The 19,035-nt window shown below is 66.6% G+C and carries 16 protein-coding genes; 10 read left to right on the forward strand and 6 right to left on the reverse strand.

Annotation, left to right across the window (positions count from 1 at the left end):
- Position 1: 1 nt before the first annotated feature.
- Both gcvPA and gcvPB read left to right on the forward strand, forming a co-directional pair.
- The gene (gene gcvPA, locus ABNQ39_RS04200) at positions 2 to 1,345 is read left to right on the forward strand and encodes an aminomethyl-transferring glycine dehydrogenase subunit GcvPA (protein WP_376959157.1); all 1,344 of its coding nucleotides are present in this window, start codon (positions 2 to 4) and stop codon (positions 1,343 to 1,345) included.
- On the forward strand, positions 1,342 to 2,913 hold the full coding sequence (gene gcvPB, locus ABNQ39_RS04205; RefSeq protein ID WP_376959158.1) for an aminomethyl-transferring glycine dehydrogenase subunit GcvPB: 1,572 nt from the start codon (positions 1,342 to 1,344) through the stop codon (positions 2,911 to 2,913). The genes gcvPA and gcvPB overlap by 4 nt, the downstream gene beginning before the upstream one ends.
- 64 nt (positions 2,914 to 2,977) lie before the next feature.
- On the opposite strand, the gene ABNQ39_RS04210 is transcribed toward gcvPB, so the two are convergent.
- A complete protein-coding gene (locus ABNQ39_RS04210) occupies positions 2,978 to 3,193 on the reverse strand; it encodes a hypothetical protein (RefSeq protein WP_376959159.1) in 216 nt (71 codons plus the stop codon).
- 188 nt (positions 3,194 to 3,381) lie between these two features.
- Here ABNQ39_RS04210 and ABNQ39_RS04215 point away from each other — a divergent pair, with 188 nt between their 5' ends.
- The 3 genes from ABNQ39_RS04215 to ABNQ39_RS04225 all read left to right on the forward strand — a co-directional run bounded on the left by ABNQ39_RS04215 (position 3,382) and on the right by ABNQ39_RS04225 (position 7,707).
- Positions 3,382 to 6,027 carry a glycosyltransferase gene (locus tag ABNQ39_RS04215; RefSeq protein WP_376959160.1) on the forward strand — a complete coding sequence of 882 codons (2,646 nt, stop codon included), beginning with the start codon at positions 3,382 to 3,384 and terminating at the stop codon, positions 6,025 to 6,027.
- Positions 6,028 to 6,229: 202 nt separating this feature from the next.
- Complete coding sequence (locus ABNQ39_RS04220) at positions 6,230 to 7,321, forward strand: phosphotransferase family protein (RefSeq protein WP_376959161.1); 1,092 nt, start codon at positions 6,230 to 6,232, stop codon at positions 7,319 to 7,321.
- A complete protein-coding gene (locus ABNQ39_RS04225) occupies positions 7,321 to 7,707 on the forward strand; it encodes a DUF6285 domain-containing protein (RefSeq protein WP_376959162.1) in 387 nt (128 codons plus the stop codon). Before ABNQ39_RS04220 ends, ABNQ39_RS04225 begins: the two co-directional genes overlap by 1 nt.
- A 36-nt stretch (positions 7,708 to 7,743) precedes the next feature.
- Here the strand turns inward: ABNQ39_RS04225 and ABNQ39_RS04230 are convergent, their stop codons facing one another.
- Positions 7,744 to 8,760 (reverse strand): sensor domain-containing diguanylate cyclase, encoded by a 1,017-nt coding sequence (locus ABNQ39_RS04230; RefSeq protein ID WP_376959163.1) that lies wholly within the window; start codon positions 8,758 to 8,760, stop codon positions 7,744 to 7,746.
- A gap of 385 nt (positions 8,761 to 9,145) precedes the next feature.
- Here ABNQ39_RS04230 and uvrB point away from each other — a divergent pair, with 385 nt between their 5' ends.
- The 3 genes from uvrB to ABNQ39_RS04245 all read left to right on the forward strand — a co-directional run bounded on the left by uvrB (position 9,146) and on the right by ABNQ39_RS04245 (position 13,177).
- Positions 9,146 to 11,287, forward strand: coding sequence for an excinuclease ABC subunit UvrB (gene uvrB, locus ABNQ39_RS04235; protein ID WP_376959164.1), 2,142 nt, complete (start codon positions 9,146 to 9,148; stop codon positions 11,285 to 11,287).
- A gap of 95 nt (positions 11,288 to 11,382) precedes the next feature.
- The gene (locus ABNQ39_RS04240; RefSeq protein WP_376959165.1) at positions 11,383 to 12,282 is read left to right on the forward strand and encodes a lytic transglycosylase domain-containing protein; all 900 of its coding nucleotides are present in this window, start codon (positions 11,383 to 11,385) and stop codon (positions 12,280 to 12,282) included.
- Positions 12,283 to 12,319: 37 nt separating this feature from the next.
- Complete coding sequence (locus tag ABNQ39_RS04245) at positions 12,320 to 13,177, forward strand: alpha/beta fold hydrolase (protein ID WP_376959754.1); 858 nt, start codon at positions 12,320 to 12,322, stop codon at positions 13,175 to 13,177.
- 20 nt (positions 13,178 to 13,197) lie between these two features.
- Here ABNQ39_RS04245 and ABNQ39_RS04250 read toward each other — a convergent pair whose 3' ends face one another.
- Positions 13,198 to 14,316 carry an alpha/beta hydrolase gene (locus tag ABNQ39_RS04250; RefSeq protein WP_376959166.1) on the reverse strand — a complete coding sequence of 373 codons (1,119 nt, stop codon included), beginning with the start codon at positions 14,314 to 14,316 and terminating at the stop codon, positions 13,198 to 13,200.
- Positions 14,317 to 14,556: 240 nt separating this feature from the next.
- Here ABNQ39_RS04250 and ABNQ39_RS04255 point away from each other — a divergent pair, with 240 nt between their 5' ends.
- Positions 14,557 to 15,060, forward strand: a complete 504-nt coding sequence (locus ABNQ39_RS04255) for a hypothetical protein (RefSeq protein ID WP_376959167.1) — start codon at positions 14,557 to 14,559, stop codon at positions 15,058 to 15,060.
- Positions 15,061 to 15,108: 48 nt separating this feature from the next.
- Here the strand turns inward: ABNQ39_RS04255 and ABNQ39_RS04260 are convergent, their stop codons facing one another.
- Positions 15,109 to 15,765, reverse strand: coding sequence for a GNAT family N-acetyltransferase (locus ABNQ39_RS04260; protein ID WP_376959168.1), 657 nt, complete (start codon positions 15,763 to 15,765; stop codon positions 15,109 to 15,111).
- 391 nt (positions 15,766 to 16,156) lie between these two features.
- On the opposite strand from ABNQ39_RS04260, the gene ABNQ39_RS04265 reads away from it, so the two are divergent.
- Positions 16,157 to 16,327, forward strand: a complete 171-nt coding sequence (locus ABNQ39_RS04265) for a hypothetical protein (protein ID WP_376959169.1) — start codon at positions 16,157 to 16,159, stop codon at positions 16,325 to 16,327.
- Positions 16,328 to 16,419: 92 nt separating this feature from the next.
- Here ABNQ39_RS04265 and ABNQ39_RS04270 read toward each other — a convergent pair whose 3' ends face one another.
- Both ABNQ39_RS04270 and rpoH read right to left on the reverse strand, forming a co-directional pair.
- Positions 16,420 to 17,766, reverse strand: coding sequence for a protoglobin domain-containing protein (locus tag ABNQ39_RS04270; protein WP_376959170.1), 1,347 nt, complete (start codon positions 17,764 to 17,766; stop codon positions 16,420 to 16,422).
- A 354-nt stretch (positions 17,767 to 18,120) separates the two neighbouring features.
- Positions 18,121 to 19,011: an RNA polymerase sigma factor RpoH gene (gene rpoH / locus ABNQ39_RS04275; protein WP_109051750.1), complete on the reverse strand. Its 891-nt coding sequence runs from the start codon at positions 19,009 to 19,011 to the stop codon at positions 18,121 to 18,123.
- Positions 19,012 to 19,035: the final 24 nt, after the last annotated feature.

Genomic DNA, 19,035 nt, shown 5'->3' on the forward strand with positions numbered 1-19,035 from the left:
CATGCGCTATCTGCCCCTGACCGAGGCCGACCGGCAGTCGATGCTGGAGGCCATCCGCGCAACATCGGTCGAAGACCTGTTCCGCGACGTTCCAAAGGCGGCCCGTCTGGCCGGCCCGATCGGGGGCTTGCCCAACCATATGGGCGAGCTTGAGGTCGAACGGCTGCTCGGCTCCATGGCGGCCAAGAATGTGCCGGCGGGATCGGTGCCGAGCTTCCTCGGCGCCGGCGCCTACCGTCACCATGTGCCGGCCACCGTCGATCATCTGGTCCAGCGCGGCGAGTTCCTGACCGCCTACACGCCGTACCAGCCGGAGGTGAGCCAGGGCACGCTGCAGGTCCTGTTCGAATTCCAGACCCAGGTCGCGCTGCTGACCGGCATGGATGTGGCCAACGCCTCGATGTATGACGGCGCCACCTCCTGCGCCGAAGCCGTCATGATGGCCAACCGCGTCACCCGGCGGAAGAAGGCGATCCTGTCCGGCGGCCTGCACCCGCATTACCGCGACGTGACCACCACCGACGCCCGCTTCATCGGTTTCGAGGCGGTGGCCCTGCCGGCCGCCCCGACCGGCGGCGAGGATCTGCTGGCGCTGGTCGACGACAAGACTGCTTGCGTCGTCGTGCAGAACCCGGACGTGTTCGGCCATGTCCGCGACTACACCGATCTGGCCGCCGCCTGCCAGGCCAAGGGCGCCCTGCTGATCGTCGTGGTGACGGAAGCGCTGTCGCTGGGGCTGCTGACGCCGCCGGGCGACATGGGTGCCGACATCGTCGCGGCGGAAGGCCAGTCCTTCGGCAACGCGCTGAACTTCGGCGGCCCCTATGTCGGGCTGTTCGCGGTGAAGGACAAATATGTCCGCCAGATGCCGGGCCGCCTGTGCGGCGAGACGGTGGACGCCGACGGCCGCCGCGGCTTCGTGCTGACGCTCTCCACCCGCGAGCAGCACATCCGCCGCGAGAAGGCGACCTCGAACATCTGCACCAATTCCGGCCTGTGCGCGCTGGCCTTCTCGATCCATGTCAGCCTGCTGGGTGAGGCGGGGATCACCCAGCTGGCCCAGCTGAATCACGCCAAGGCGGTCCAGATGGCCGACAAGCTGGCAACGGTTCCGGGCGTCGAGGTTCTGAACGACGGCTTCTTCAACGAGTTCACCGTCAAGCTGCCGAAGCCGGCCGCCGCGGTGGTGGAGGAGCTTGCCAAGCGCCGCATCCTGGGCGGCGTGCCGGTGTCGCGCCTCTATCCGGGCGAGATGGAAGACCTGCTGCTGGTCGCCGTCACCGAGACCAACACCGACGCCGACATGGACGCCTTCGCTGCCGCTCTGAGTGAGGTTCTGGCATGAGCATGAACAACCAGGGCCGTCCGTCGGCCATTCCGGCCGGCGCCGCCTCGTTCGACGGCGTGACCGGCACCGTCACCGGCAACCGCGGTCTCCAGATCGAAGAGCCGCTGATCTTCGAACAGGACAGCGCCGGCCGCACCGGCGTCGATCTACCCGAATTGCCGAAGGTGGCGTCCCGCCTGGGTGCGGTGAAGCCGCGCGCCAGGGTCGGGCTGCCCGGCCTCGCCGAACCGCAGGTGGTCCGCCACTACACCCGCCTGTCGCAGAAGAACTACGCCATCGACAGCGGGTTCTATCCGCTGGGCTCCTGCACGATGAAGCACAACCCGCGCCTGAACGAGAAGATGGCGCGGCTGCCGGGCTTCTCCGACGTGCATCCGATGCAGCCGGTCAGCACGGTTCAGGGTGCCTTGGAGCTGATGGACCAGCTGGCCTATTGGCTGAAGACGCTGACCGGCATGGCCGCCGTGACGCTGGCGCCCGCCGCCGGTGCCCATGGCGAGATGTGCGGCATCATGGCGATCCGTGCCGCGCATGAGGCGAAGGGCGACAGCGGCCGCACCAAGATCCTGGTGCCGGAAAGCGCCCACGGCACCAACCCGGCGACCGCCGCGGCCTGCGGCTACAGCGTCGACGCCATCCCGGCGACCGCCGACGGCCGCGTCGATCTGGACGCGCTGAAGGCCAAGCTCGGTCCCAATGTGGCCGGGCTGATGCTGACCAACCCCAACACCTGCGGCCTGTTCGAACGCGACATCATTGCCATCGCCGAGGCGGTGCATGCGGCCGGTGCCTATTTCTACTGCGACGGCGCCAACTTCAATGCCATCGTCGGGCGGGTGCGTCCGGCCGACCTCGGCATCGACGTCATGCACATCAACCTGCACAAGACCTTCTCCACCCCGCATGGCGGCGGCGGTCCGGGGTCGGGGCCGGTGGTGTTCGCGGAGTCGCTGGCACCCTACATCCCGGTGCCTTACGTCACCCACGGCAAGGACGGCTTCGCGCTGGTCGAGAATGCCGGCGAAGGCTCCGCCTTCGGCCGTATGAAGGCCTTCCACGGCCAGATGGGCATGTTCGTCCGTGCCCTGTCCTACATGCTGAGCCATGGCGCCGATGGGCTTTGGCAGGCGTCGGGCGATGCGGTCCTGAACGCCAACTACGTCATGGCCCGGCTGGAGGACGTGATGACGGCCTCCTTCGAGGGGCCGTGCATGCACGAGTGCCTGTTCGACGACCGGTTCCTGAAAGGGACGGGGGTCACCACGCTCGACATGGCGAAGGCGCTGATCGACGAGGGCTTCCACCCGATGACCATGTATTTCCCGCTGGTCGTCCACGGTGCCCTGCTGATCGAGCCGACCGAGACGGAAAGCAAGGCCAGCCTGGACCAGTTCGTCGATGCGCTGCGTGCGTTGGCCGAACGGGCGAAGTCGGGCGATGCCGCCTATTTCCAGGCCGCGCCGCGCCTGACGCCGCGTCGTCGCCTGGACGAGACGGCCGCCGCCCGCAAGCCGGTGCTGCGCTGGACCCCGCCGGTGCCGGAGGAGGCTCTGGCGGCGGAGTAAGGACAAACAGGAAGCCCCCCCTCTCTGCGCGGGAGGGGGAGCTTCCTGTTTCCACAAGTCGCTTTTACCTGTCGGTCTTGCCGACGAACTTGTCGGCCTTCTTCTGATCCTCGGCGGCCTCGCGGGCCATTTCCTCGCCGATCTTCGGATCGATGCTCTTGGCTTCCTCGATCAGGTCGCGCGCCTTGCGGGGATCGCCGCCGGCGGCCTTGTCCAGCGCCTGCTCGGCCAGATCGTGGGCCTTCTTGTGTTCGGGGCTGTCTTCGTGGCGTGTGGCCATGGGGCGTTCTCCTGTGGCTTGAGCATTGGGAAACCGGTCGTTGTCAAACAGGAGCCGCCGGCCGGGGTTCCGCTCCCCGCACTGCACAAAATTTTTTTGGAAGCGACGGAATAGGGAAGTCGATCCGCCCGTTTGTGCTGGTGTCCGGTGGCGAGCGGCCACCCAGCAACAGGGCACGCGAACTCCCCATGAGCAACCCGAAGAACTCGATCCGGCGCGCAGCCATCGCCGCCGCCATGCTGGCCGTGACTGCGGGCCACGCGTCCTTCTGGTCCTGGCGCAATGCGCCGACGCCTGTGGAGGCGGAGCCGGGCCGTATCGAATCGGTGTCCTACTCGCCGTCGGGCCGCAGCTACGACCCGAATCACCAGCCGGTGGTGCCGCGCAAGGACATCGAGAAGGACATGACCGCCATCGCCGGCTTCGCCGACGGCGTCCGTACCTACTCGACGCTCGGCTCGCAGGGCGAGGTGCCGGAGATCGCGGTGTCCAAGGGTCTGGACGTCACGCTCGGCATCTGGCTGAGCAAGGACAAGTCCCGGAACGAGCGGGAGGTGCTGCACGGCATCGCGCTCGCCAAGGAATTCCGCGGCATCAAGCGCATCGTCGTCGGCAACGAGACGCTGCTGCGCGCCGAACTGACCGATGCCGAGCTGGCCTCCTACATCAAGCGCGTGCGCGCCGCAGTCCCCGCCACCATCAAGGTCGGCACTGCCGACGTGTGGTCGGAGATGGTCAAGGCCGACGCCACGGTGAAGGCGTCCGACTTCATGGGCGTCCACGTCCTGCCCTACTGGGAAGGCGTGCCGGTGTCCGATGCGCTGACCTGGATCCGCGACCGGCTCGACACCGTGCGCAAGGCCCATCCGGGCAAGGCGCTGTTCGTCGGCGAGGTCGGCTGGCCGTCGGGCGGCGAGAACTTCCACGACGCCTATCCGACGCCGGAGGCCCAGGCCGCCGTCGTCCGTGGGTTCGCGGCGGAAGCCAACGCACTTGGCCTGCATTACAACGTCGTCGAGGCCTTCGACGGCATCTGGAAGTCGACCATCGAAGGCTCGCCCGGCCCGACCTGGGGCGTGCTGGATGCCGACCGCCAGCCGAAATGGTCGATGACCGGCGCCGTCGCCGCCCCCTATGGCGAGCGTGTCGCCGCGGGCGTGGCGCTCGCCGTCGGCCTCGCCCTGTCGGCCTTCGCCGTGTTCCGCCGCCGGACCAATGCCGGCTTCGCTTTGGCCGCCTCGCTGGGTGCCAACATCATCGGCTTCGCCATCGGCTCCGCCGTCGCCGGTGCCTTCTCCGAGTATCTGACCTTCGGTGCGGTCACCACCTGGGGCTCCGCCTTCGCGCTCGGCACCCTGATGATGAGCGTCGCCTTCGCCGATCTGGTGGACGTCGCCCGCCGGCTGCTGACCGGCCGCGCCCCGGCCCTGCTGCCGCACGCGGTGCCGAGCACCGAGCACAAGCCGATGGTCTCGATCCACGTCGCCGCCTGCCGCGAGCAGCCGGACGTGCTGAACGCCACGCTGGCCTCGCTGTCGCGGCTCGACTACCCGAACTACGAGGTCGTCGTCCTGATCAACAACACCGAGGAGGAGCATCTGGTCCGCCCGGTGGAGGAGATGTGCCAGGCGCTGGGGCCGAAGTTCAAATTCCACTGGTACAAGAAGATCTCCGGCTTCAAGGCCGGCGCCCTGAACGCCGCGCTGCGCCACACCGATCCGACCGCCGAGATCGTCGCCGTGCTGGACGCCGACTACACCGTGTCGCCCGACTGGCTGTCGAAGCTGGCCCCGACCTTCGCCGATCCGTCGGTCGGCATCGTCCAGGCTCCGCAGGAACACCGCGACGGCCACGAGACGGTGCTGAAGTCGGCGATGACCGCCGAATACCGTCCCTTCTTCGATGTCGGCATGCAGGAGGGCGTGTCGTCCCAGGCCTTCATCTGCCACGGCACGATGATCATGCTGCGCCGCTCCGCGATGGATCAGGTTGGCGGCTGGTCGGAAGCCGGCATCTGCGAGGACACCGAACTGGGCCTGCGCATCCTGTCGGCCGGCTACCGCGCCGCCTACACCGACGAGCGTCTCGGCGCCGGTCTGGCCCCGGACAACTTCATGCAGTTCCGCAAGCAGCGTGACCGCTGGGTGTTCGGCTCGACGCAGATCGTCCGCGCCCACTGGAAGAAGTTCCTGCCGGGTGCGGCCGAGCTGAGCGCGCGGCAGAAGCTGGGCTACGTCACCAACTGGATCCGCTGGTGGTCCGACGCTGTCGGCCTGTTCGCCGCCGCCGCCGCCGTGGTCTGGACCTTCGCCTCGCTGGTTCTGCCGCTGCACCTGCCGCCGGTGGCCGCCACCGCCGCCGTGCTGGGTGCCCTGGTCCTGCGCGCCGGGTCCAGCCTGCTGGCCTCGCGCTATGCCTCGGGCAACAGCTGGAAGGAAAGCCTGGGCGCCTGCGCCGTCGGCATGGCGCTGTCCACCACCGTCGCCCTGGCCGTCGTCCGTGGTCTGGTCCGCAAGCACGATGCCTTCCGGGTGACCGCCAAGGGCGGCAAGCGCACCGCCGGCCGCTTCTGCGCCAAACCGGAAGCCTGGCTGTCCGCCGCGCTGGTCGCCTCGTCCGCCACCGCCGCGCTGGTCAACCCGCTGGGCACCCTCTCGCTGGAACTGTGGTCGGTCCTGCTCGCCGCGATGGCGGTGCCGAACCTGATGGCCGTCGCCTTCGGCATCGGTGACATGCTTCCGGTCCGCGAAGCCAAGCCGGTCCCGGTTCCGGCCGCCCAGCAGGGCAACACGGCCAGCCAGGAGCAGCGCACGAGCCACCCGGTCGCCGCGTAAGGCCTCTCCTCCTTCCCTTCTGCAAAAACGGCCCCTTCCCCGCCTGACCGGTGGGGGAGGGGCCGACTTTTTTGGGGGTGTAGTCGTTTTTCCTACCAAGGTGAAACTTGTCTGCAACAGCGCTTCGTGCCTACCATCGGCGGCTCAAACCGATAAAGACGCGCGAACCAACGCGCCCGGCAACCTTCGGAGGGAGATCGTCATGCACGTCGTGAAAGCGTCCGACCAGTCCCCGTCTTCGCTGTTCTCAGGTGACAACCGGGGTCGACTGGAACATTGGCTGGCCGCACAGGCCGGCGCATCCCGCGTCACGGTGACGGAGGATGGACGGCTCGGCGGCGGAGCGATCTCCCTGAATCTGGCGGTGACGCTGGATATCGTCGGCGGGCCGATGGCCGGGCGCCATGCCTGCGTGCTGCGGGCCGAGGGTGGCGGGCGTATTTCGGCCAGCATCGGCAAGCTGCGGGAGTTCGTGGTGCTGCGTGCCGCCTTCGCGGCCGGGGTGATGGCACCGGAACCGCTGTTCGGCTGCGACGATCCGGCCGTGCTGGGCCACGATTTCTACATCATGCGGCGGGCCGAAGGGCTCGGTGCCGGCTATGCGGTGACGCGGTCCGACGCGGCGCAGCCGGAGCTGGCGCGCGAGCTTGGGCGGCAGCTTGGCCTGCTGCACCGGATTACGCCGGCTGTCGAGGGGTTGGAGCGGCTGGGCGAGGCGCCCGACTGCCCGGCGCAGGCGACGTTGGCGCAGTACCGCCGTTGGTTCGGCGATCTGGGGCGGCGGGATCCGGTGATCGCCTGGGGGCTGCGCTGGCTGGAGGTCAACGCGCCGGAACCGGGTGCGGTGGTGCTGTGCCACCGCGACTTCCGCACCGGCAATTATCTGGTCAAGGATGGTGCGCTGACCGCGATCCTGGATTGGGAGTTCGCCGGATTCAGCGACCCGATGGAGGATCTCGGCTGGTTCTGCGCCCGCTCCTGGCGGTTCCGCCGGCCCGACCGTGAGGCGGGCGGCATCGCCGACCGGGCGGACTTCCATGCCGGCTATGAGGAGACCTCCGGCCGCCGCGTCGATGCGACGCGCGTCGCCTATTGGGAGACGGCGGCCTATCTGCGTTGGGCGGCGATTGCGGTGGAGCAGGGGCTGCGCCACAGCTCCGGCGCCGAGCCCTCGCTCGAACTGGCCCTGACCGGGCGGATGCTGCCGGAAATCGAGATGGACATGCTGCGCCATCTCCGTGCCATCAGCGCCCTCGGCGGCATGGCGGCGGATGCCGTGGAGAGGGTGGCCTGATGCGCGCCAATCCCGACGCCCGCGCCGTGCTTGAGATCGCCGCCTCGACCTTCCGCGCCGACGTTCTTCCCCATGTGGCGCCGGAGGCGCGTTTCGCCGCGCTGATGGTCGCCAACGCGCTGGAGATTGCCGAGCGCGAGTTGAAGGGGCTGGACGCCGCGGGTCATTCGATTCTGGGCGCGCTCGCCCTGCTCTATGGCGAGGATGCCGACGACGCCCTGTCCGGCGACGACCTGCGCAAGCGGGTGGAGGCTTTGCAGCACCGCCTGTGCATCGAGATCGCCGCCGGCGATTTCGACCAGGAGGGGCAGGGCGTGCTGATGGACTCGCTGGAGGCCATCGTCGAAGCGCGGCTGGGGATCTCCAATCCGAAGGCACTGGGATAGGGGGCAACAGCCCCCGTCCCCGGCCCCGTCCCGTTGTCAGGCTCGAAGCGCCTTCCGTTTGCGCTTCACCTCGTACATCGCGGCGTCCGCGTTCCTCAGCGCGGTCTCCACCGTGATGGTTCGCGGATCGGACGCGATGGGGCCGAAGCTTGCGCCCGAATAGTGCAGCGTCGTGCCGCGCAACGCGTAGTCGCCGACCAGCAGCGGTGCAAGGCGATTGCACAGAACCTCCGCCGCCGCCTGACCTTTGGCATCGCCGGAGGGACCCAGGCCGGTGACGATGAATTCGTCGCCCCCGAAGCGGGCGAGAATGTCACCGGCCCGCAGCCCGGCCGACAGCCGTTTGCCCACCTCGATCAGGAACTCGTCGCCGATCTCATGGCCATGACGGTCGTTGATCGCCTTGAAGCCATCCAGATCAATGAACGCGATCAGGACCGTCTGCCCGGTCCCTTCGGCATCCGAGAACAGCCTTTCCATCTCCTTCAGCAGGAAGCGGCGGTTCGGCAGTCCGGTCAGCACGTCGGTGAAGGAATGCGCTTCCAGCGCGGTGTTGACGGTTTGAAGGTTTTCGAGAAGCTGCTCCCGCTCCACATGCAAGCCGATCAGCGAGGAGAAGAGGCGGAGAACCTGCTCGCCCTTCGGGGTCAGCGGCTTGCGCTCCGACCCGGCGGCGCACAGGGTTCCGAAAATCCTGCCGTCATTCAGTCGAACCGGAGTGCTGACGTAGGTCTGAATGCCGAGAGACTTGGCGGCGTCACAATCGCCCCACAGCGTCGGCACATCGTCGGTGTAAAATCGTCCTTCGTCGAGGGCACGCTTGCACAGGGTTCCTTCCCAGGGCACGACAAGCCCTTCGGGAATCTGCATCGTCTTGCTGTTGTAGGCGAACATAACGCGCTGCACGCCGAGTTCCTGGTCGATGCAGGTCAGATAGGTGGCCTCCAGTTCCGTTACCGCTTCAAGGAGGCTCAGCAGCGGGCGGGTCAAATCCTCGACCGATTTGGCGGCAGACAGAGTGTCGGAAATCTCAGAAAAGAACTTGTCTGACATGGAGGGTCCGTCGACTGCACGATAACAGGTGGTCTATGAAACGTTGTGGCCGCACTTAAGGAACGACCACCTGCTGTCGCCCCGTCCCGGATACGCTTGGAGAGCTGCCTCAACTTCATACTCTAAACAGGATAATGCCCTAACCTAATTCAGCGTTCAAGTTGGGGAACCTGTCCCTCCCGTGCCATCGACTTCCAAGCCATTTGTTTGAGGCGTTGAAGTCCCGGTGAATGCACCGAGGGCAAGCGCTTCGGGAAATCGGATGCTGGGCGGGGTATGAATTGTATCGCAATTGCCGCCAAGCCCGCGCTCGACAGACGGGGGGATTGCGGCCATATAATCGGTTCTTGTTCCGTACCCGTCCCCTGATCCGGATCGCCGCCCCATGGCAAGTCCCGTCCTGTCCGCCATTCCCGCCAAGCCGCTCGCGAAGCTGGAAGCCGGAAAGCAGTTCGTCATCGTGTCGGACTATACGCCTGCGGGCGACCAGCCGAACGCCATCGAGGAACTGACCGGCGGACTGCGGCAGGGCGAGAAGGATCAGGTGCTGCTGGGCGTCACCGGGTCGGGCAAGACCTTCACCATCGCGCACGTCATCCAGACGGTGCAGCGCCCGACGCTGATCCTGGCGCCCAACAAGACGCTGGCGGCGCAGCTGTATGGCGAGATGAAGTCGTTCTTCCCGAACAACGCGGTGGAATACTTCGTCTCCTATTACGACTACTACCAGCCGGAGGCCTACGTCCCGCGCACCGATACCTATATCGAGAAGGAATCGTCGATCAACGAGCAGATCGACCGCATGCGCCACTCGGCGACGCGGGCTCTGCTGGAGCGCGACGACGTCATCATCGTGGCGTCGGTGTCGTGCATCTACGGTATCGGTTCGGTCGAGACTTACTCCGAGATGACGGTGGACCTGCGCAAGGGCGAGGTGATCGCCCAGCCGGAGCTGCTGCGCAAGCTGACCGAACTCCAGTACAAGCGCAACGACGCCGCCTTCGGCCGGGGCCTGTTCCGCGTGCGCGGCGATACGGTGGAGCTGTTCCCGGCCCACATGGAAGACCGGGCGTGGCGCATCTCGCTGTTCGGCGACGAGATCGAGGCCATCCACGAGATCGATCCGCTGACCGGCGAGAAGCTGGCGGCGCTGGAGGCGGTGCGCGTCTATCCGAACAGCCACTATGTGACGCCGAAACCGACGCTGAATCAGGCGATCAACCAGATCAAGCGGGACCTGAAGGACCGGCTGGAGGAGTTCGCCGCCGAAGGCAAGCTGCTGGAGGCGCAGCGGCTGGAGCAGCGCACCACCTTCGACATCGAGATGATGGCGGCGACCGGCTCCTGCGCCGGCATCGAGAACTATTCCCGATACCTGACCGGCCGCGCCCCTGGCGATCCGCCGCCGACGCTGTTCGAATATCTGCCGGGCGACGCGCTGCTGATCGTCGATGAGAGCCACGTCATGGTGCCGCAGATCGGCGGCATGTACCGCGGCGACTTGGTCCGCAAATCGACGCTGTCCGATTACGGCTTCCGCCTGCCCAGCGCCAAGGACAACCGCCCACTGAAGTTCGAGGAATGGGAGGGCATGCGGCCGCAGACGGTCTTCGTCTCCGCCACGCCCGGTCCCTGGGAAATGGAGCGCACCGGCGGCGTCTTCACGGAGCAGCTGGTCCGCCCGACCGGCCTGATCGATCCGCCGGTGATCATCCGCCCGACCGAGACCCAGGTCGACGACCTGATCGGCGAGTGCAAGGAGGTGGTCGCCAAGGGCTATCGCGTGCTGGTCACTACACTGACCAAGAAGATGGCGGAGGCGCTGACCGAATACATGCACGAGGCGGGATTGCGCGTGCGCTACATCCACTCCGACGTGGAGACGCTGGAGCGCATCGAGATCATCCGCGACCTGCGGCTGGGCGCCTATGACGTGCTGGTCGGCATCAATTTGCTGCGCGAGGGGTTGGACATCCCGGAATGCGCGCTGGTGGCGATCCTCGATGCCGACAAGGAAGGCTATCTGCGCTCCAGGACCTCGCTGATCCAGACCATCGGCCGTGCCGCCCGCAACATCGACGGACGGGCGATCCTCTACGCCGACAAGATCACCGACAGCATGAAGTACGCCATCGACGAAACGGCACGCCGCCGTGAGAAGCAGATGGCCTACAATCTGGAACACGGCATCACGCCGGAATCGGTGAAGAAGGCCATCGGCGACATTCTGGAAAGCGTGTTCGAGCGTGGCGACCACGTGACGGTCAAGACCGGCCTGAACTCCAATGAGCTGGTCGGGCACAACCTGAAGAGCGTCATCGCCGATCTGGAAAAACGCATGCGGGCCGCCGCCGCCGACCTGGAGTTCGAAGAGGCCGCCCGTCTGCGCGACGAGCTGCGCCGGCTGGAGGCGATGGATCTGGGGCTGGAAACTCCTGGCAGCATCGGCATCAGCAGTGCGCGCCAGGGTCGCGGCATTCCGGAAGGGGCGCCGAAGAAGCAGGGCAGGCGGCGCCGCGGGCCGTGATACACCTCTTGTTGGCCCACCCTTGTCCTGAACAGGTTGCAACACCATACTTCCGCTTCCCGTAGGGTGGCGCGGGATCGCAGGAGGGTCGTGGCTTGTTCGTTTGTCGTGTCGTGATGGTGCCGCTGATTGCGCTGGCGCTGTGTGGCGTCGGTATCGGGTCGGTGTCCATCGCCGCGGCGGCGGATGCGAAATCCGCAGCGAAGCCGAACGCGGTAGCCGAACTGCCGCCGCCCTCTCTCAAGACCAGATCAGGCGATTGCGAGCTGGCGGAGCAGGGTAACGCCGATGCCGCGTTCCGGCTGGCCCGCCGCTATCTGTTCGGCAAGGGGGTGCGCAAGGACCGGCGGCTCGGCACCGCCTGGCTGCGCGCCGCCGCCTCGCGCGGACATCCGGAAGCGCGGCGGCTGGTCAACTATGTGCCCGGCCGCATGGGGCGCATCCGCCCCTGGTGCCGCCCCGGCGCCGGTCCGGTGCGGGAGATGGGGCCGCCCCCCGCGGAGGTGGTGGCGCTGGTCAACAGCATCGCGCCGAAATACGGCATCGACCCGGCGCTGGTGCTGGCGGTGATCCAGGCGGAAAGCGCCTTCCGCACCGATGCGGTGTCGCCCAAGGACGCTGCCGGGCTGATGCAGCTGATCCCCGACACGGCCGACCGCTTCGGTGTCGGCGACGTCTTCGACCCCAAGCAGAACATCACCGGCGGAGTGAAATACCTGCGCTGGCTGCTGGCCTATTTCCAGGGCGACGTGACGCTGGCGCTGGCCGGCTACAATGCCGGGGAGGGGGCGGTCGACCGTTACAAGGGCGTTCCGCCCTATGACGAGACGCGCAACTACGTCCGCATCATCCGCCGCATCTACGACAACACCCGCCATCCCTTCGACGGGTCGGTGGCGGAACCGTCTTCGGCCATGCCGGCCATCCGTGCTGCGGCGGAACGCGCGGTCGAGGCGGAGTTGCCACGCGGCGCCAAATCGCCGAAAAAGGGATAGTCCCGTCAATCCTGAACAGGAGTGCCCGCCCGTGCCGATGTCCGAACGCAACGTCCTCGGCCTCAGCGCCGCCGGGTTCCACAGGATGGCTTACACCCAGTGGGGGCGGGACGATGCCGCGCGCACGGCGGTCTGCGTCCACGGGCTGACGCGCAACGGCCGCGATTTCGACCGGCTGGCGCTGTCCCTGGCGGATGGCTGGCGGGTGGCCTGTCCCGACGTGGTCGGGCGCGGTCGCAGCGACTGGCTGCCGGTGCCGGCGCTCTACGGCTATCCGCAATACTGCTCCGACATGGTGGCGCTGATCGCCCGTATGGGGGTGGAAACGGTCGATTGGGTCGGCACCTCGATGGGCGGGCTGATCGGCATGACCCTGGCGGCACAGGCCAACAGCCCGATCCGCCGCATGGTGATCAACGATGTCGGCCCCTTCATCGCCCAGGCCGGGTTGCAGCGGATCGCCGACTATGTCGGCAAGGATCCGGTGTTCGAGGATCTGCCGGCGCTGGAATCCTACCTGCGTTTCGTGCTGATGGGCTTCGGCACGATCAGCGACGCGTGCTGGCGCCATATGGCGCAGCACAGTGCCCGGCCGCTGCCCGACGGGCGGTTCCGCCTGGCCTACGATCCGGCCATCGGCGATGCGTTCAAGACGGCGCCCATCGGCGATGTCGATCTGTGGGCGCTGTGGGATCGGGTGCGCTGCCCGGTGCTGGTCCTGCGCGGCGCGGACTCCGATCTGCTGAGCGCCGAAACGGCGGAGCGGATGGCGGAGCGTGGGCCGGGGGCTGCCGGGCTGGTGCGGGTGGTGGAAATTCCCAACACCGGCCACGCCCCCTCCCTGATGACAGACGAGCAGATCGCCATCGTCCGCAACTTCCTGGCGGAGGGCTGAGCGCCCTCCGGAGCAGGCGATCAGTTCACCCGGCGCAGCACCGTGTCGAGCCGGCCATGGCCATCCTTGTCGAGCCAGCTTGCGGCGACGCGGCCATCCGGGCGTAGGCGGTAGCGCAGGATGTTGCGCCCCTTTTCGTCGAAGACCAGCTCGCCATTCTCGATCCGGCCCTTGCGGCGCACCCGCTCGGCGGGCTGGTCCGATTCCATGCCGGCCCCCAGCACATAATCGGCATAGACGGCGTCGCCTTCGGCCTTTTCCACCGACAGGGCGACCTCGCGGCCATTGATGTAGCTGCCGTACCACATGCCCATGTAGGGGCGCAGCGTGGCGGTCGCGTCGTTGCCCCTGGCGGAGCCGGAGGAGTTCGCGGGCAGGGCGGCCTGCAGCATCTCGGCGCTCGGGCTGCGGCCCCAGGTCTCGTCGCAGGGCGGGTCGTTGGGCGTCGGCGGCTCCTCCGCAAAGCGGACGATGCAAGCGCCGAAGCGGCGGACGAACAGCCCGGTGTTGGCGGCGCCATGGCCGGTCAACAGCGACGGCTGGTCGACGATCAGGCTGCTTAGCCCGCGCTGGGTCAGGATGTTGCGGGCCGGCTCGGCACGCCCGCCCGGATCGAAATCGTCGCCGTGGAAGAAGAACATCATCACCCGCGCCCGCCGGACCTCGCGCAGGATCGGCCAGAGCTGGGCGGCGTTCTCGCGATAGCTGTCGAACGCCTCGGTGAAGTTGCCGAAGGCGGCCGGGGCGGTGGCGATGATGGCGTCGATGGCATTGGTCTGGCCGGCGGCGATCAGCGAGATGAAGGCGCCGAAGGACTGGCCGGTCAGGGCGACCCGGCGATAGCCTTTGGCCTTCAGCGCCTCCGAATAGCCGGCGAGGGCGCGGGAGCTGTTGGGCAGGGTGTCGCTGACCCTCATGCGGTCCAGCCGGTAGACGTCCCAGCCGGCGTCGCGCATCGCCTTCATGTAGAGCGGGGTGGGGGCTTCCGAATCTTCGGAGTCCACCGAGCGGCCGTGGCTCCAGACCACCGCGCCGCGGGCCTTGGCCGGACCAGCCAGTGAGGCCTCGCCGTAGGCGGATTTCAGAACGATCTGGGCGGTTGCCGGGCGGGCGACCGTCAAGCCCCCGGCGACAGCCAATCCGATCGTCGCGACCAGTGCGAGAACAACCCCCCGAATCGTCCGCCTCATGCCCAGCGACCCCCCTGAACTGCATAGTCGCTTCAGGATTGCCGCCGTTCGTTAACGCGACCTTTCCATGGTTTTCACTGTCACGGACGACCAGTTTTTGTCACAGGCAAATTCCGCAAATAAGAATGACTCGCAATTAGGGAAGGGAAGCGTTAGGGTGTTCCCGCAACCGGATGAAGGAGCATCGGCATGTGCGGAACGGGGGAAGAGGGGCGGTACTCGCCTTGGACGGTGGCGGACCTGACGACCGCAGAGCGGGCGCTGCTGACCGGTGTGCGCCAGTGGTTCCGTGCCGGCACCGCCGGGGCGATGGCATCGATGCGCATCGGACTGAACGTAGCCGGCGTGCCGAACACCGCACTGCTGCCGCTGTTCGCCCTGCTCGGCACCTTCGCGGTGGCCGGCGCCCACCGGCCGGAGATCCGCTGCCCGGCCTGCAGCCGGATCAGCATCGACGAAGCCGCCCTGCTTGATTCCCTGGCCGCGGTGCAGGGTGGCGACGCGGAAATGGCGGCGCAGCTGTTCGACCGCTGGCTGCCGCCGGTCGCACTGCTCATGGCGACCGACGCGATGGTCGAACTGGGCGGCATCCTGGATGGTGCGCGTATCTTCCTGCCGCGCCGAAGGGTGGCGCGTCTGGTGACGCCGGCAACCGGCCCGACCATGGGCAATATGGCGATGGCGGCCGAATAGACGGCAGCGAGATAGATAGCGGCGGAATAGACGGCGGTGGAGTAGGGGTCAGTCGCCGGCCATCTTCAGGCTCCGAGTGCGGTCCGAGGGGGTGCCGGCCGCGCCACTGGCTTCGGGCAGCCGCTTGTGCAGAAGCCACTGGTCGATGGCGACGCGGACCAACCGGCCTTCCGGAGTGTGGTAGAGGAACTGCCCGCGCTCCCGCCCGCAATGCTCATAGCCGAGCCGTTCGTAGAAAGGCAGCACGCCGACATTGTCGCGGTCCACTCCGAGTTCGGCGAAGGGTACGCCGCGCTGGATCACCACCCGCTCGGCTGCCCGCACCAGACGGACACCGATGCCGATGCCGCGAAAGGGTTGGAACACCCGCAGCGCCCATAGGGTCGCACGGCCGCTCGGCCGCTTGCGCAGGAAATCGATGCAGATCTGGCCGACCGGAAAACCGTTGACGTCGGCCAGCAGCATGGCGCCGTCACCGCGCTCCTGAAGACGAAAAGCGTCGGCGATGATTTCGCGATGGGGTGTATGCAGGCCGTACCATTCGAGCGTCGGCAAATCCTCCTGCCTTGCCGAACGGATGGTCAGCGGCAACTCGAGTTTCTCGCTGTTCCCGCCTTCGCTGCTGTCCTCCTCTGCCGTATCCAGTCCGAAGTGAGCGGTGGTGGCTGTGCCGCGGATGCCGACGCGGCGCTGTGCTGTTGCCATGATGCCGATGCCTCGCAGGTTTTTCCCCGCACTGTGCCGCCGATGGATCGGGTGGCGGCTTCGCTGACAACCCTACACGCCATGCGGACGTTCCCACGCTGCGCGGTTGGGATAAGGCTTTCGGTGGGGCACCCCTTTTCCGCGGCTTTGTACAAAACAAATAAAATTTGATGATAATCAGTAATAAGGAGGTGTCGGTGGTGTCCCGGAGAGGGATGGTCCTTAAAGATGAAAGCCGGCCTATGAAAACGGCAATTGGTTGAATGCCAGAAGTCTTATTGACGTTACAGGATGCTGTTTGATAAGTCTGAATGCAGAGACAAACTCTCTATCGTATGAAGAATAAAGCAATTTTACCTAAAATTCGCGTCATCGGGCGGGAGATTGAAACATGACAAGAATCGTTAATCTGGGACGTACCGGTTTATTCGTGGCGATGCGCGGTGGAGTGATGACCAGCCTGGGCGGTCACAGCCATTGGCGCAGCGCCGAGGAGGTTCGCCGCGCTGCGCTGGCGGAGAATATTCCCGTCAGCGATCTCGTGGTCCGCACGCTGCCTTGAGCGGTCGCATCGCGGCCAAGCCTGGACAATGAGAAAGGGCGCGTTCCTGCGAACGCGCCCTTTCTTCAAACAAACCTGCACTGTGAAGCGGATCAGCCGGCGCGGACGCGGGTCAGGAAGCGCTCGACCTCGGACCTCAGGGTTCCCGACTGGCGCGACAGTTCGTTGGTTGCCTCCAGAACCTGGCGGGCCTCTTCACCTGCATTGTTGGCCGAAGCATTCACCGCGACGATGGTTTCGCTGACCTCGCGGGTGCCGATAGACGCCTGCTGCACGTTGCGGGCGATCTCCGTCGTGGCGGCGCCTTGCTCTTCCATGGCCGTGGCGATGGAGGTGGAGATCTCGTTGATGCGGGCGATGGTGCCGGAGATCGAGCGGATGGCCCCGACCGCCTCCTGGGTCGCCCCCTGAACGGCGCCGATCTGCGAATTGATCTCCTCCGTCGCCTTGGCGGTCTGGTTGGCGAGGCTCTTCACCTCGCTCGCCACGACGGCGAAGCCCTTGCCGGCCTCGCCGGCACGCGCCGCCTCGATGGTAGCGTTTAAGGCAAGCAGGTTGGTCTGGCTGGCGATGTCATGGATCAGCTTGACCACCTGTCCGATGCGGCTGGCGGCGTCGGCCAAACCCTGCACGGTGGCATTGGTCCGCTCCGCCTCGGTCATCGCGGCGTTGGCGATGGCGGCCGACTGGGTCACCTGATGGCTGATTTCGCCGATCGAGGCGGTCAGTTCCTCCGCTGCCGCGGCGACGGTCTGGATGTTGACCGAGGCTTCTTCGGCGGCGGCGGCGACCTGGGTCGATTGCTCGCTGGTGGTTTCCGCCGTGCGGCTCATCGCCTGGGCAGTGCCCTGCAACTGCTGGGCGGCACTCGCCACCGCCTGGACCACACCCTTCACCTCGCGTTCGAAGCTGTCTGCGGTGCTGCCCAGTTCCCGTGCGATGATCGCCGCGGTGTTCAGGTCGATATAGACGGAGGTGGCGAGGTCCATGTCCAGGAACACCGCCTTGTTGATCGCCTGGAGAAGCTGCGACAGCTTTTCCGGCTTCTTGCGGTAGGTCTGGGTCGCCAGCTCGATCAGCTTGTTCAGGGTGAAGCAATAGGCGCCGGTGTACCAGCGTGGTTCGAGCCCGATGCGCTGGTGGGTCTGGCCGATCTTCAGGACCTGATTGACGTAGGCCTCGTCGAAGGTGCCAGTGAAGACGTTGCGCAGCCAATGCTGCTTCTGCAGGTCGCGGGCGCGGCCGGTCACCGCCGGATTGACCAGCATCGGCGCCACCTGCGGCACGGCGCGCAGGTAGCCGTAGAACTCTTCCAGAATTTGATCGATGCGCTGCGCCAGATAGGGCTGGAACTCCCGCAGGGTCGCCTTCGTCGCCTCGTCGATGCGCAGGAAGGTGATGCGGTCAATAATCGATTGAGTCTGGGCAGCGTTCGACATGGAGCCCTCTCCCATTTGTGATATGACTAGCGTACTAAGAATTGGCGAAAATGCAATCTTTCCCGCGGGCCGCACATCATGCGCAGGCATTCGCAACTTTGAACCTGTCACTTTGTCGCATGACATCCTCAAGCGGCAGCAAACGCAACGGATTGCAGCTGGCTGGGATCGAAGCCGAAACAGTCCACAAAAGAAAAAGCCGGCGGGGCCATGGGCACCGCCGGCGTGAAAGTTACAGGTCTGGAGGCAACAGGCGGGCCGACAGCCCGCTGGAACGATGCGGAGCGCGGCATAGCCGGTCCCGCATATGTCCCGTCCGGCAGCGCGGCAGCCGGACGGGAAAACGATGTCGGGTCAGGCCACCATCGGGGTGACCGGGCGGCGCAGTGCCTGCGCGGCACTCAGCACCGCCTTCTGGAGCTTTTCGAAAGCCCGCACTTCGATCTGGCGCACCCGTTCGCGCGAAACCGAGAATTGCTGGCTCAGCGCCTCCAGGGTCGAGGGGTCGTCCTTCAGGCGGCGTTCGAAGAGGATGCGGCGTTCGCGGGCGTCCAACCGGTCCAGCGCCTGTCCGACCAGCCGGCGGCGCAGCGCCAGTTCGTCGGCCTCCGCCAGCATGGCGTCCTGGGTGGGCCGGTCATCGGCCAGCAGTTCCAGCCAGTTGGTTTCGCCATCGGACGAGAGGGTGGCGTCGAGCGAGCTGTCGTTGGCGGCGAGACGGCGGTTCATCTCCACCACCTCGGTTTCCGGCACGTCCAGTTCGGCGGCGATGGTGGCGACGGTCTCCGGTGACAGGTCGCCCTGCTCCAGTTCGGCCATCTGGCTCTTCAGGCGGCGCAGGTTGAAGAACAGCTTCTTCTGCGCGGCGGTGGTGCCCATCTTCACCAGCGACCAGCTGTGCAGGATGTATTCCTGGATCGCCGCGCGGATCCACCAGGTGGCGTAGGTGGCGAAACGGAACCCGCGCTGCGGATCGAATTTCTGGGCCGCCTGCATCAGGCCGACATTGCCCTCTGCGACCAGATCGACCAGCGGCAGGCCGTAGCCGCCGAAGCCGCGGGCGATCTTGATGACGAGGCGGAGATGGCTGCCCACGAGCTGTTCCAGGGCCTGCGGGTTCCCGCGCTCGCGCCAGGCGATGGCGAGGTCGCGCTCGACATCCGGGGCAAGGATCGGGAAGCGCTTTGACTCCTCGATGTAGCGGGTCAGGCTGGCGTTTTCACCGGTCAGCAGTTTCTTCAGCACGCTATTGCCTCCTCTCCAACGCTT

The sequence above is a fragment of the Azospirillum sp. A26 genome, from assembly GCF_042604635.1.
Lineage (GTDB): Bacteria > Pseudomonadota > Alphaproteobacteria > Azospirillales > Azospirillaceae > Azospirillum > Azospirillum palustre.

Excerpts from the sequence above, each read along its gene's own strand:
- ABNQ39_RS04230 (WP_376959163.1), bottom strand. The coding sequence starts at position 8,760 with ATGTCAGACAAGTTCTTTTCTGAGATTTCCGACACTCTGTCTGCCGCC.
- ABNQ39_RS04225 (WP_376959162.1), top strand. The coding sequence starts at position 7,321 with ATGCGCGCCAATCCCGACGCCCGCGCCGTGCTTGAGATCGCCGCCTCG.
- ABNQ39_RS04270 (WP_376959170.1), bottom strand. The coding sequence starts at position 17,766 with ATGTCGAACGCTGCCCAGACTCAATCGATTATTGACCGCATCACCTTC.
- uvrB (WP_376959164.1), top strand. The coding sequence starts at position 9,146 with ATGGCAAGTCCCGTCCTGTCCGCCATTCCCGCCAAGCCGCTCGCGAAG.
- ABNQ39_RS04215 (WP_376959160.1), top strand. The coding sequence starts at position 3,382 with ATGAGCAACCCGAAGAACTCGATCCGGCGCGCAGCCATCGCCGCCGCC.
- gcvPB (WP_376959158.1), top strand. The coding sequence starts at position 1,342 with ATGAGCATGAACAACCAGGGCCGTCCGTCGGCCATTCCGGCCGGCGCC.
- ABNQ39_RS04265 (WP_376959169.1), top strand. The coding sequence starts at position 16,157 with ATGACAAGAATCGTTAATCTGGGACGTACCGGTTTATTCGTGGCGATG.
- ABNQ39_RS04260 (WP_376959168.1), bottom strand. The coding sequence starts at position 15,765 with ATGGCAACAGCACAGCGCCGCGTCGGCATCCGCGGCACAGCCACCACC.
- ABNQ39_RS04210 (WP_376959159.1), bottom strand. The coding sequence starts at position 3,193 with ATGGCCACACGCCACGAAGACAGCCCCGAACACAAGAAGGCCCACGAT.
- gcvPA (WP_376959157.1), top strand. The coding sequence starts at position 2 with ATGCGCTATCTGCCCCTGACCGAGGCCGACCGGCAGTCGATGCTGGAG.
- ABNQ39_RS04245 (WP_376959754.1), top strand. The coding sequence starts at position 12,320 with ATGTCCGAACGCAACGTCCTCGGCCTCAGCGCCGCCGGGTTCCACAGG.
- ABNQ39_RS04220 (WP_376959161.1), top strand. The coding sequence starts at position 6,230 with ATGCACGTCGTGAAAGCGTCCGACCAGTCCCCGTCTTCGCTGTTCTCA.
- ABNQ39_RS04255 (WP_376959167.1), top strand. The coding sequence starts at position 14,557 with ATGTGCGGAACGGGGGAAGAGGGGCGGTACTCGCCTTGGACGGTGGCG.